The organism is Kibdelosporangium persicum (genome assembly GCF_013280595.1).
Lineage (GTDB): Bacteria > Actinomycetota > Actinomycetes > Mycobacteriales > Pseudonocardiaceae > Kibdelosporangium > Kibdelosporangium persicum.
In genome coordinates this window covers 290,591-302,699 of record NZ_JAAATY010000008.1, presented here as the reverse complement: position 1 = coordinate 302,699, position 12,109 = coordinate 290,591, and the positions used below count along the sequence as shown (strand labels likewise).

Below are 12,109 nucleotides of genomic sequence, written 5' to 3'. Positions count from 1 at the left end.
GCCGACCGGTGGCTCGTCGAACTCGACGGTGATTGGCGTGAGGCGCGGCTACAGGAGGTTCGCCCGGACCGTGTCCGGATCTGGTGGGCCGACCTGATGGCCGAGCAATCGCCGGATCCGCCGCGCCTAACGTCCTTCGAACGTGGGCGTCTCCTTGGCGAGGAACGCCTCCACGGCATTGCGGTGGTCCTTGGTGACGCCGAGGCGTGCCTGCCCGGCGCCCTCGGCCGCCAAAGCCTGGCTCAACGAAACCGCCATAGCCGCCTTGGCCTCGGCATACGCCAGCGTCGGGCCGTTGGCGAACTTCTCCGCGAGCGCGATTGTCTCGGCCGCCAGGTCCTCCGGTTCGACCACCTGCCCGACGATGCCCCACTGCAGGGCCTCCTCGGCGCTGAACGTGTTCGCCCGCAACACCAGTTCGCTGGCCCGCGCGGCACCGACCGCCCTGGCCAGCGTGACCGACAGGCCGGAGTCGCAGGTCAGGCCGATCGCGGTGAAGGCCGTGCCGAACTTGGCCTTGGCCGACGCGATCCGCAGATCGCAAGCCAGCGCGAACCCGAGACCGGCGCCGACGCACAGCCCGTTGATGGACGCGATGACCGGCTTGGGCATGGTCGCCAGCCCGAGCACGATCGGGTTGTAGTGCTGCTCGACGGTGTCGAAAGCGTGCGTCGCGTCCGCCCGCAACGTCTCCGCGTGCTCCTTGAGGTCCTGGCCGACGCTGAACGCCTTCCCGGTGCCGGTCAGCACGACCGCGCGAACGCCGGAGTCCTTGCCGGCCTCGGTGACCGCGTCGAGCAGGTCGCTTTTCACCCGGGTGGTCAGCGCCGCCGAAGTCATCGTGATGGTCGCCACCTGACCCTGGCGAACCAGCGTCACACCGCTTTCGTCGGCCATGCCGCCAAGCTACCATGCCTACTGAACGGACGGTTAGTAATTCAGCCGGGAGGCGACCAGGATGGCTCCGCTGCGCAGCTATGTGTCCGGCCGGTGGCACACGCCCGATGACGAGGGCGCGCCGCTACACGACGCGGTCACCGGCGAGGAGATCGCCCGGATCTCGTCGGCCGGCGTCGACATGGCCGCCGCGCTGGCCTACGGCCGCGACAAGGGCGCCGAGCTGCGTGAGCTGACCTTCCACCAGCGCGCCGCTCTGCTGAAGGTCCTGGCGTCGTACCTCATGGAGCACCGCGACGAGCTGTACGCGCTGTCTCACCGCACGGGTGCGACCAAGGGCGACAACAAGTTCGACATCGACGGCGGCATAGGCACGCTGTTCGGTTACTCCAGCAAGGGCAGGCGCGAGCTGCCCAACGACACCGTCTACGTCGACGGCAACGTCGAACCGCTCGGCAAGGGCGGCACGTTCGTCGCCCAGCACATCTGCACCCCGCTGCAGGGCGTCGCGGTGCAGATCAACGCCTTCAACTTCCCCGTCTGGGGACCGATGGAGAAGTTCGCGCCCGCGTTCATCGCCGGCGTGCCGAGCCTGGTCAAACCGGCGAGCCAGACCGCGTACCTCACGGTCCGGCTGATCGAGCTGATCATCGAGTCCGGCATCCTGCCGGAAGGATCGCTCCAGCTGGTCACGGGCAGCGCGGGTGACCTGCTCGACCACCTCACCGAGCAGGATCTCGTCTTCTTCACCGGTTCCGCCTCCACGGCACAGCGACTGCGCGCGCACGAGAACGTGGTCCGCCGCTCGGTCCGTTTCAACGCCGAGGCCGACTCGCTGAACTGCTCGATCCTCGGCCCGGACGCCACCCCCGGCACGCCCGAGTTCGACCTGTTCGTCAAGCAGTTGGTCACCGAGATGACCGTCAAGGCAGGCCAGAAGTGCACCGCGATCCGGCGCGCGTTCGTCCCGGCCGGACTGCTGGACGACGTCACCCAGGCCACCAGCGAGCGCCTCGCCAAGATCACCGTCGGCAACCCGGCCAACGCGGATGTCCGGATGGGCGCCCTGGCCAGCCTCGAACAGCGCGAGGAGGTCCGCCGCTCGCTCAAGGCCCTGCTCGAGGCGGGCCACGTGGTGTTCGGCGACCCCGACCAGGTGTCCGTGGTAGACGCCGATGCCGAGCGTGGCGCGTTCATCTCGCCCGTCCTGCTGGTGGCCGAAGATTCCAGCCAGGCCCAACCGCACGAGGTCGAGGCGTTCGGACCGGTCAGCACGCTCATGCCGTACCGCGACACGCAGCACGTCATCGAACTCGCCGCACGCGGCCACGGCAGCCTCGCGGGCTCCGTCGTCACCGCGGACACCCAGTTCGCTCGTGACGTCGTACTCGGGGTGGCCCCATGGCACGGCCGTCTGCTCGTCACCGACAACGAGAACGCCAAGGAGAACACTGGCCACGGCTCACCGTTGCCGGCCCTCGTCCACGGCGGCCCCGGTCGAGCAGGCGGCGGTGAGGAGATGGGTGGCATCCGTGGCGTGCTGCACCACATGCAGCGCACGGCCGTACAGGGCAGCCCTCGTGTTCTCACGGCGGTCACGAACCGTTGGGTGCCGGGCTCGGAGCGGACCGAAGGCGAGCACCCGTTCCGCAAGCACCTGGAAGACCTGCGCCTCGGCGACACGGTCGTTGCCGGGCCGCGTGAAGTGACCATGGCCGACATCGAGCACTTCGCCGAGTTCACCGGCGACACGTTCTACGCCCACATGGACCAGGAAGCCGCCGCGGCCAACCCGTTCTTCGGCGGCCGCGTCGCCCACGGCTACCTCGTGGTGTCGTTCGCCGCTGGCCTGTTCGTCCAGCCGGACCCGGGCCCCGTGCTGGCCAACTACGGCCTGGAGAACCTGCGCTTCCTGACGCCGACGTTCCCCGGTGACTCGCTGACGGTCACGTTGACCGCCAAGCAGATCACGCCGCGCAACGACCAGCAGTACGGCGAAGTCCGGTGGGACGCCGACGTGACCAACCAGAAGGGTGAGTCCGTCGCCAAGTACGACGTGCTCACCCTCGTGGCGAAACGGGAGCAGTCCTCGTGAACCTCCAGGAACACTTCGACGCCACCATCGAGCGTGACCAGCGGATCGAGCCGCGGGACTGGATGCCCGAGGGCTACCGCAAGACGATGATCCGCCAGGTCGCCCAGCACGCCCACTCGGAGATCATCGGTATGCAGCCGGAAGGCGACTGGATCACCCGCGCGCCTTCGCTGCGCCGCAAGGCGATCCTGCTGGCCAAGGTGCAGGATGAGGCCGGCCACGGGCTCTACCTGTACTCCGCCGCGGAGACGCTGGGCGCCGACCGCACCGACCTGACCGAGCGGCTGATCGAAGGCCGCCAGAAGTACTCGTCGATCTTCAACTACCCGACGCTGACGTTCGCGGACGTCGGCGTGATCGGGTGGCTCGTCGACGGCGCCGCCATCTGCAACCAGGTCCCGTTGTGCCGCAGTTCGTACGGGCCGTACGCGCGGGCGATGATCCGGATCTGCAAGGAGGAGTCGTTTCACCAGCGTCAGGGCTACGAGCTGCTGATGACGATGATGAGCGGCACCCAGGAGCAGCGCGACATGGTGCAGGACGCGACCAACCGCTGGTGGTGGCCGTCGCTGATGATGTTCGGCCCGCCGGACGCGGAATCGACCAACACCGCGCAGTCCATGGCGTGGAAGATCAAGCGGCACACCAACGACGAGCTGCGGCAGCGGTTCGTGGACATGAGCGTGCCGCAGGCCGAGAAACTCGGCGTCACGCTGCCGGACCCGGACCTTCGCTGGAACCCCGAACGTGGCCACTACGACTTCGGCCAGATCGACTGGGACCACTTCAAAGAGGTGGTCAGCGGCAACGGCCCGTGCAACAAGATCCGCATCGAGCGGCGCCGCAAGGCACACGAGGACGGCCAGTGGGTGCGCGACGCGGCCGCCGCGTACGCCGCCAAACACAAGGAGGCCGTGGCATGAGTGACTGGCCGCTGTACGAGGTGTTCGTCCGCGGGAAGCGTGGCCTCAACCATGTCCACGTCGGATCGCTGCATGCCGCCGACGACGAGATGGCGCTGCGCAACGCCCGCGATCTCTACACGCGTCGCAACGAGGGTGTCAGCATCTGGGTCGTCCGTGCCGACCACATCACCGCGTCGAGCCCGGACGAGAAGGACCCGTTCTTCGCGCCGAGCGGGGACAAGGTCTACCGGCACCCCACGTTCTACGACATCCCCGAAGACGTCCCCCACATGTGAGCCGAGATGTCCTTTGACAACGCCTACGAGGCGCTTACCGAAGACAATGACACCCGGTGGGCCTTCGGCACCGGCTTCACCGATCCGCTGGCGGGCATGGACACGTCGGTTCCGTCCGGTGTGGACGCCGCCGAGCTGGCCAGGTCCTGCCTGTGGCTCGGTGACGACGCGCTGATCATGTCGCACCGGCTGCAGGAGTGGGTGGCCGCGGCGCCGGAGCTGGAGGACGAGGTCGCGTTGGCCAACATCGGCCTCGACCTGCTCGGCCAGGCCCGGCTGCTGCTCGCCCGTGCGGCCAAGGCGGATCCGGCACTGGTCCCGGCGGTGAACCAGTCCGATGAGGACGCCTTGGCGTTCTTCCGCGCGGCCGAGGACTTCCACAACGTCCGGCTGGTCGAGCTGGCGGGTGGCGACTTCGCCTTCTCGATGGCCAGGCTGCTGGTGTTCAGCACCTGGCGGCTGGCTCTTTTCCAGCGCCTGGTCGATTCGCCCGACCAGGTCCTCACCGCGATCGCGGCCAAGGGCGTCAAGGAACTGACGTATCACCGCGACTACGCGGCCCGTTGGGTCGTCCGGCTCGGCGACGGCACGGATCTGTCGCACGAACGGATGCAGGCCGGGCTGGACGAGGTGTGGCCGTACGTCGACGAGCTCTTCGACGGTGAGAATGAGGACGACAAGGCCCTGCGCGAGGAGTTCGACGCGGTGATGGCGCAGGTCATCACGGCTGGCGCGCTGAAGCAGCCATACCTGCGCCCGGTCCCGACCGCAGGGCGGCACACCGAACACCTGGAGCCGTTGCTGGCTGAAATGCAGAGCGTCGCCCGAGCCCATCCGGACGCGACATGGTGAGCGCGCGTGCCGTGGCCGAAACGGTCACCGATCCGGAACTGCCCATGCTGACCCTGGCCGATCTGGGTGTCCTGCGTGAGGTCGAGGAGACGCCGGATGGCGTGGTCGTGACCATCACGCCCACGTACACCGGCTGTCCCGCGATGGACGCCATGCGTTCCGACTTGCGCTCGGCGCTGCACCAGGCCGGGTTCGGGGCCGTCGATGTACGCACGGTCCTGTCGCCCGCGTGGACCACCGACTGGATCACCGCGACAGGACGCCAGAAGCTCGCCGAAGCCGGTATCGCCCCGCCCGGCGCGGCGCCCAGAGGCGGCCCGATCCCGCTCACGCTGACCGCCCCGCCCAAGCGGGTCGCGTGCCCGCGGTGCGGGTCGCCGGACACCGAGCTGTTGTCGGAATTCAGCGCCACGGCGTGCAAGGCGCTGCGGCGCTGCCGGGCGTGCGCCGAACCGTTCGAACACGTCAAGGAGATCTGACAATGACCACCTCCTTGCGTCGCCGGACCGAGTTCCACAAACTGACCGTGGCCCACGTGGAGCGCCTCTGCGACGACGCCGTCGCAGTGACCTTCGACGTACCCCCGGACCTGGCCGCCGAGTACGACTTCCGTGCCGGGCAGTCGCTGACTCTGCGGCGGATCATCGACGGCCGTGACGAGCGGCGCTCGTATTCGATCTGCGCCATGGTCGGCTCGAAACCACGGATCGGCGTCCGTGAGGTCCCCGGCGGTGCGTTCTCGCCGTGGCTCGTGCACGAGGTGCGACCCGGCGACACCATCGAGGTCCTGCCGCCGACCGGCGACTTCACGCCCGAGCCGGCACCGGCCCGGCACGTGCTGGTGGCGGCCGGCTCAGGAATCACGCCTGTGATGTCGATCCTGTCGACCGTCCTGCAGGACCCTTCGGCGAGCGCGGTGCTGCTCTACGGCAACCGCCGCACCAATACAGTCATGTTCGCCGACGAACTCGCCGACCTTAAGGACCGCTACACAGCCCGGCTGGAACTCGTGCACGTGCTGTCCCGCGAACCCCGCGAGGCCGAGCTGTTCACCGGCCGTTTGGACGGCGAGAAACTCCGCCTCCTGCTGCCCATGCTGACGCGGGTGTCCGAGGTGGACCACTGGTGGCTGTGCGGACCGTTCGGCATGGTGACCGAGGCGCGGGAAGTCCTGGCGGAACTCGGAGTTCCCCGGGAACGTGTCCACTTCGAGCTGTTCTATGTGGAGGACACGCCGCCCGAGCAGGTCCACCACGTCGACCCAGGCACGACCGGGCCCAGCGCCGAAGTGACCGTCCGGCTCGACAGCCGGACCACCACGGCGGTCGTGCCCCGCGACTCGACCCTGCTGGAAGGCGCCCAGCGGGTACGCCCCGATCTGCCGTTCGCCTGCAAGGGCGGGGTGTGCGGGACGTGCCGGGCCAAGGTGATCACCGGGAAGGTCCACATGCGCCGCAACTTCGCGTTGGAGGACGCGGAGGTCGACGCGGGCTTCGTACTCACCTGCCAGACCGTGCCCACATCGGACACCGTGGAGATCGACTTCGACCAGTGACACCGGCGATTCCGGTCCTGCCCTGCGCGTCCGATCTTCGGACCTGAGGGACCATCGCCGGTCAACGCACGGCGCACGCCCACGTCTCTATGGCGATGGCGCCGGCCGCGACCAGCATGCGGCGGCGCCGAGGTGGCGGGCTCAGCGAGGGCGAGCCCGCCACCCCCTGGGCTCGCATCAGCAGGCGGCCTGGAAGAGCCACTCGTTGCCGGTGAACCATTCGTTTCCCGCGAACCACTCGTTGCCGGTGAACCATTCGTTCCCTGCGAACCACTCGTTGCCCGCGAACCACTCGTTCCCGCGCTGGACCCACTCGTTGCCGCTCATGGTCGTTCCTCTCTGTACACATCGGATCGGTGCAAGACCCCCGACTGGCCGAAAGACATCGGGTGTCCTAGCCGATTACCGTTCACCGGGTGACCCGCGTTGCTGATACGGGCCTGGTGATGAGTGTGAACCCCAGGCTGCGCTGGGTCTCGCCCCGAAAGTGGCGTCTCTTCTCGCTTCCACCAGCCGCGTTGGCGTATGTGCTGGTCACGGACCTGGTCGCGGTCCTGGTCACAGTGATGGCGAGCCTGCATGTGAGCGTGAGCCGCACCGAATGGGTGTGGTTCGCGGTGCTGGCCACGGCATCGTTGCTGCACCTCGAGGCGGCGCGGAGCATCGAACGCAGGCGCGAGGTCGCCGTCGAAGGCGTCCCGTACACCAACCTGAAGTCACTCTGGGTGTTCACCGGGGTGCTTCTACTGCCGTTACCGCTTGTAGTCGCGCTCGTGGTGATCGCCTACGGGTTCTGCTGGGCGCGGGTCTACGGCCAGTTCGTCTGGCATCGCAAGATCTTCTCCGCGGCCACGTTCATCCTGGCCAGCACCTGCGCCTCGGCGGTGCTGCGGGCCGGTGGCCTGGAGAGCGCGCCACGTGTCCCGGTCGGACCGTGGTCGCTGGTCATCGTGATCGCCGCGGCCGCGACGTGGTGGCTGATCAACTACGCCATGGTCGTCGGCGCGATCCTCTTGTCCTCCCCGGAGGCCACCGCCCGGCGAGCCCTCGGTGACCTGTCCGACCAGCTCGTGGTGGCCGCCGCACTCGGCCTCGGTATCGCGGTCGGCGCCTTGGAGGCGTCCAACCCGTGGGTTGTGCCCGTGCTGATGGTCACCGTGCTGGCGCTCCACCGCGACCTGCTGCTGCCGCAGTACCAACGTCAGGCCCGGACCGACGACAAGACCGGGCTGGCCGCGCCGACGTTCTGGTCCCAGGTGGTCGGTGCCGAGTTGCGGCGCGCCGAGTTGGTCGGCGGCAACGTCGGCGTGTTGATGATGGACGTCGACAAGTTCAGCGAGATCAACAACAGCTACGGCCACCCAGCGGGTGACCAGGCGCTCCAGGCGGTCGTCCGGGTGGTCCGCTCCGAGATCCGCCGCGGCGACCTGGCCGCGAGATGGGGCGGCGACGAACTCGCGGTCGTGCTTCCCGGCACGTCCAGTACCGAACTGCTGTCGGTCGGCGAACGCATCCGGCTGCGTCTGGCGCACACGCCGGTGTCCATCACGCACGCCAAGACCGGCAAGACCCTTGTCCTCGACGGCATCAGGGTGTCCATGGGCGCGGCCGTCTACCCGGACTCCGGTGTGGATACCGATCGCCTGGTCCTGGCGGCGGACGCGGCACTGCTCGCCGCCAAGGAGGCCGGTCGCAACCAGATCTGCCTGGCCACTCCCAGCGACAACGGCGCGACGGCCCCGGCTGCGGACGTCATCCCATCAGCCATCCCCTTACAGGCGCGCCCACTGCGCCGTCGGACGGACATTCCCTCCTGACCAGGTGTAACTCGGGTTGTCCAAGTGTCCTAAGCGTTGGCCAAGTGGCGCATACCCTGGGCTCAGGAGCGACAGTTGTCCATATGTCCGACGGGTTGGACATATGGTGTATGCGGTTGACGATCGGGAGACAGCCGGTCCTTTTGTACACATGTCAGAGGTATTGGCCAGTTGGCACATCGTGCCCGGTGTCCTGGGACTTCGGCAGGTCCTCGGCGAGCAGCAGCCGGACCTCGGGTGACTCGGCGCTGCTGGTGATCCGGTGGCCCTGGAGAGCCACCGCCCGGTCGAACACGTTGCGGACGAACCGGCCGTTGCCGAAGGACTCGCCCCGGGGCGTGCGCCTGAGCAACTCGCGGACCGCCGGGATCACGTCGGGGTGCAGCTCGTAGCCGGCCTTCGCGGTCATCGCCTTGAAGATCGCGACCAGCTCGTCGTCGCTGTAGTCCGGGAACCGCAGCTTGGTCGGGAACCGCGACGCCAGACCCGGGTTCTTGTCCATGAACTTGGCCATCTTGCCGTCGTACCCGGCCACGATGACGACCAAGTCCTCGCGGTGCTCCTCCATCAGCTTGATCAGCTCCGCGATCGCCTCCGAGCCGTAGTCGTCGTACCAGGCCTCCGTCAACGAATAGGCCTCGTCGATGAACAACACACCGCCGAGCGCCTTGGCCACCGCCGCCCGCACCTTGGGCGCCGTCTGCCCGAGGTACTCGCCGATCAGGTCACCGCGGGAGACCTCGACCAGATGCCCGGACGACAGCAGGCCGAGTTTGGCGTAGACGGCCGCGAGCAGCCGGGCCATGGTCGTCTTCGCGGTACCCGGGCTGCCGGTGAAGACCAGGTGGCGCGTCGGCGCGGCCAGGGGGATGCCTGCCTCGCGGCGCATCCGGTCTGCCTTGGCCTCGGCCACCAGCAGCCGGACCTCGTGCTTGACCGAGTCCAGCCCGATCAGCTTGTCGATCTCCGACAGCGGGTCGTTCGGCAGCTCCACCCACGACGTGGTGGCCAGCGTGTCGGGGACGTCCTCGGCCAGGATCTCGTGCAGCGACTCGTCCTCGCCGACCACGTCGTCGGCCAGCACCCGCCGGGCCTGCCGGGCGATGGCTCGTTCGAGCAGCCCGATCGCCATCCGGGCGTTGCCGGTCGGCGTGGACTTCACCAGGCTCCGGACCTTCTGCACGACACCGTCCCGCAAGGTGAACCCGGCCGCTTCGGCCTTCGCCTCGAACAGCGCCACGAAGCTGTCCTCGGTCAACGGCGGGAACCGCAGCACGGACGGGAAGAACGCGGCCAGGTCCGGCTCGGACTTCAGCAGCCCGTTGACGCCCGCGTCCGGCCCGGTCAGCACGACCACGAGATCCTTGCCGTGGCTCTGCACAGCGGCCACCAACGCGTTGACGGTCTCCCGGTTGCGCCAGTCGTCGTCGCTCGGCTGCAGCTCGTGCGCCGACTCGACGCACAGCACGCCGCCGACGGCCCGGTCCACCAGCCGCCGGACCCGCGGCCCGATCTCCCAGCCTTCGCCGTGCACCAGGTCGGCCCGGTCGACCACCACGATGTGCCCGGACGACAGCACCCCGGTCGCCGCGAACATGCGGCCGAGAATTCGCGCCACCATCGTCTTGCCGGTGCCGGGCGGGCCGGTGAACACCATGTGCCGGGCCCGGTCGTCGACGACCATCCCGGCCTCGCGGCGCATCCGGTGCGCCTTCTCTTCGGCCACCAGCAGCGCCAGCTCCCGCTTGATCTTCTCCAGGCCCACGCACGAGTCCAGCTCGGCCTGCGGGTCGGACCCGGCGACGTCCCCGGGCACCAGTTGGCGCGGCAGATCGGCCTCGGTCACGCCAACCGACCGGGACGGCCCGACCTTGGCCCGTTTGCGCGCCGCGAGGACCGACTGCTCGGCGAGGTGCTCCACCAGGCGAGCGCCACGCAGGTTCAACAGCGGGGGAGTGCGGGTGAGCAGGACACCGGCCGCGAGACTGACCGCACGGCTGATCGACGCACCTCGCCGGGCGACCGCCCGCTTGAGCAGTTCGGCGTACTGCTTGTCGGTGAACTCGTGGGTCCTGGCCACCCGGAAGAGCTGGTAGAGCGCCGGGTTCGTGTCGAACAGCCTGGTGTCGCCGCCAAGCCCGCAGACCGCGATGACGTGCAGCTCCGGGTGCCGTTTGAGGCTGCGGCGCAGTTCTTCGGCCACCGCCGTGCCGCACCGGTCGATGCCGACGATCCGGTCGAGGCCGTCGAGGACGAGCACGTTTCGTTCGGCGATGCACTCACGGACATCCCGGTTCAGCTGCTGCAGCGCGTTGCTGGCGTCGAGCGTCGTGTAGATCGGGTCGGAAATCCAGCGCGCGCCGGCCACAACGCGGTTGTCCACCAGGTTCTGGATCAACGCGCTCACGGCTGTGCGGCGTCCGGTCGCGTCCGGGCCCGCGACCAGCAAGCGGATCCGGCGCTGCTCACTCGGCCGGTCCACCCGCAGATCCCGGATCGCCGAGGCCAGTTCGGGCTGGCCCACCAGAGAGAACTCCGGCCGGGCGGGCACCGGCTGTTCCTGGGCCGCACGCGTGACCACCGTGAACTTCCGTTCCAGCGGGTTGACCAGCGGACGCCGCCTGAACAGGTCACGGACGGCCCGCTGGAAGCTGGTCACCGGCAGCAGCGTGCCCGCCGAATTCGGCCCCTCCGGCAGGCCACGGAAACAGGCCTCCAGGCGCATCCCCATGTCCAGCCAGGCCCGGCACGCGTCCGCCTCGCCCTCGATCAGGCCACGGGCCAGCCACGCCCGGACCTCGGTCGCCCAGCTCTCGGCGAACGGCTGGCTGATGTATTTCTTGACGTTCTCGTACAGGGTCGTGTCGGTGAACACGGCGAACTCGGCCGGGCTCTCCCAGACACCCGCCTGCTGCAGCAGGCACGCGACGGCGGCCGCGGCCTCCCAGCCGGAGATCGCCGCGCGGAGCCGGTCGTGCGCCGCGACGAACCCGGAGACCACCCACTCCAGGTAGTTCACGGTCCCGGCCAGCTCGGGCAGGTCGGCGAGGATCTCGTCAGTGGCCGCGCGAGCCCAGACGTTGACGAGGTTGCCGTACGGCGTGCCGCTCTCCTCTTCGGGTTTGGGCAGCTCGTACAGCTTGATGGCGGCCTGGCGGCGCCGCTCGAACGGCTCGATCCCGGCGAAGACGTCCAGGCACTCCCGCGCCAGCTGGTAGGCCAGCTCCCGTTTGGCCGGATCGTCGCCTGCCGCCGTGATCAGCCAGTCGCCGGGCGGCCGGAACTTGTTGGTCCGCGCGGAGAACCAGGCCGGATCACGGTTGACCGGGAGCTGTTCACCGCGGAACGCGTTGAGCAGCTCCGCTTCCAGGTCCGCGCGGTTGCCGCCGCGGATGGCCGCGATCCCGGACAGGTACGGGACGATGCACCACAGTTCGGCGCCGACGACAGTGGCCTGCTGGCCGTAGAAGTCAGTCAGGTTGTAGGGCAGTTCGGCCACTCGCGGGTCGTTGTTGAGCACGCGGGCGCGCTCGGCGATCTCCTCCAGCAGGCCGTCCGGCACGCGCCACGGGCCGTGCGCGTACAAGTCCACGACGGGTTCGTCGCTGAGCAGTATCTCCAGGTGGTCGGGCAGTCGCGGACGTCCCATCGTGAGCCCCCTCTCGTCGGTTCGGACACCCTAATCGGCCCGG

General features: G+C 68.8%; 10 protein-coding genes. 7 read left to right on the top strand and 3 right to left on the bottom strand.

Annotation, left to right across the window (positions count from 1 at the left end; translation table 11 throughout):
• Positions 1–126: 126 nt before the first annotated feature.
• Complete coding sequence (locus GC106_RS17515) at positions 127–897, bottom strand: enoyl-CoA hydratase/isomerase family protein (protein WP_173131387.1); 771 nt, start codon at positions 895–897, stop codon at positions 127–129.
• Between the two features lie 61 nt (positions 898–958).
• Between GC106_RS17515 and paaZ the strand changes: the two genes are divergently transcribed.
• From paaZ to paaE, 6 genes are read left to right on the top strand one after another with little or no spacing between them, the layout of a single operon-like run.
• Positions 959–2,992, top strand: a complete 2,034-nt coding sequence (gene paaZ / locus GC106_RS17510; protein ID WP_173131384.1) for a phenylacetic acid degradation bifunctional protein PaaZ — start codon at positions 959–961, stop codon at positions 2,990–2,992.
• On the top strand, positions 2,989–3,915 hold the full coding sequence (gene paaA / locus GC106_RS17505) for a 1,2-phenylacetyl-CoA epoxidase subunit PaaA (RefSeq protein WP_173131381.1): 927 nt from the start codon (positions 2,989–2,991) through the stop codon (positions 3,913–3,915). The genes paaZ and paaA overlap by 4 nt, the downstream gene beginning before the upstream one ends.
• Positions 3,912–4,193, top strand: coding sequence for a 1,2-phenylacetyl-CoA epoxidase subunit PaaB (paaB, locus tag GC106_RS17500; protein ID WP_173131378.1), 282 nt, complete (start codon positions 3,912–3,914; stop codon positions 4,191–4,193). The genes paaA and paaB overlap by 4 nt, the downstream gene beginning before the upstream one ends.
• Positions 4,194–4,199: 6 nt before the next feature.
• Complete coding sequence (gene paaC, locus GC106_RS17495) at positions 4,200–5,045, top strand: 1,2-phenylacetyl-CoA epoxidase subunit PaaC (RefSeq protein WP_173131375.1); 846 nt, start codon at positions 4,200–4,202, stop codon at positions 5,043–5,045.
• Complete coding sequence (gene paaD, locus GC106_RS17490) at positions 5,039–5,524, top strand: 1,2-phenylacetyl-CoA epoxidase subunit PaaD (protein WP_173131372.1); 486 nt, start codon at positions 5,039–5,041, stop codon at positions 5,522–5,524. The genes paaC and paaD overlap by 7 nt, the downstream gene beginning before the upstream one ends.
• Positions 5,525–5,526: 2 nt before the next feature.
• Positions 5,527–6,600, top strand: coding sequence for a 1,2-phenylacetyl-CoA epoxidase subunit PaaE (gene paaE / locus GC106_RS17485; RefSeq protein ID WP_173131369.1), 1,074 nt, complete (start codon positions 5,527–5,529; stop codon positions 6,598–6,600).
• A 177-nt stretch (positions 6,601–6,777) separates the two neighbouring features.
• Here paaE and GC106_RS17480 read toward each other — a convergent pair whose 3' ends face one another.
• A complete protein-coding gene (locus GC106_RS17480; RefSeq protein ID WP_173131366.1) occupies positions 6,778–6,927 on the bottom strand; it encodes a hypothetical protein in 150 nt (49 codons plus the stop codon).
• An 89-nt stretch (positions 6,928–7,016) separates the two neighbouring features.
• On the opposite strand from GC106_RS17480, the gene GC106_RS49325 reads away from it, so the two are divergent.
• The gene (locus GC106_RS49325) at positions 7,017–8,417 is read left to right on the top strand and encodes a GGDEF domain-containing protein (protein WP_217280606.1); all 1,401 of its coding nucleotides are present in this window, start codon (positions 7,017–7,019) and stop codon (positions 8,415–8,417) included.
• 154 nt (positions 8,418–8,571) lie between these two features.
• Here the strand turns inward: GC106_RS49325 and GC106_RS17470 are convergent, their stop codons facing one another.
• Complete coding sequence (locus GC106_RS17470) at positions 8,572–12,066, bottom strand: AAA family ATPase (RefSeq protein WP_173131363.1); 3,495 nt, start codon at positions 12,064–12,066, stop codon at positions 8,572–8,574.
• Positions 12,067–12,109: the final 43 nt, after the last annotated feature.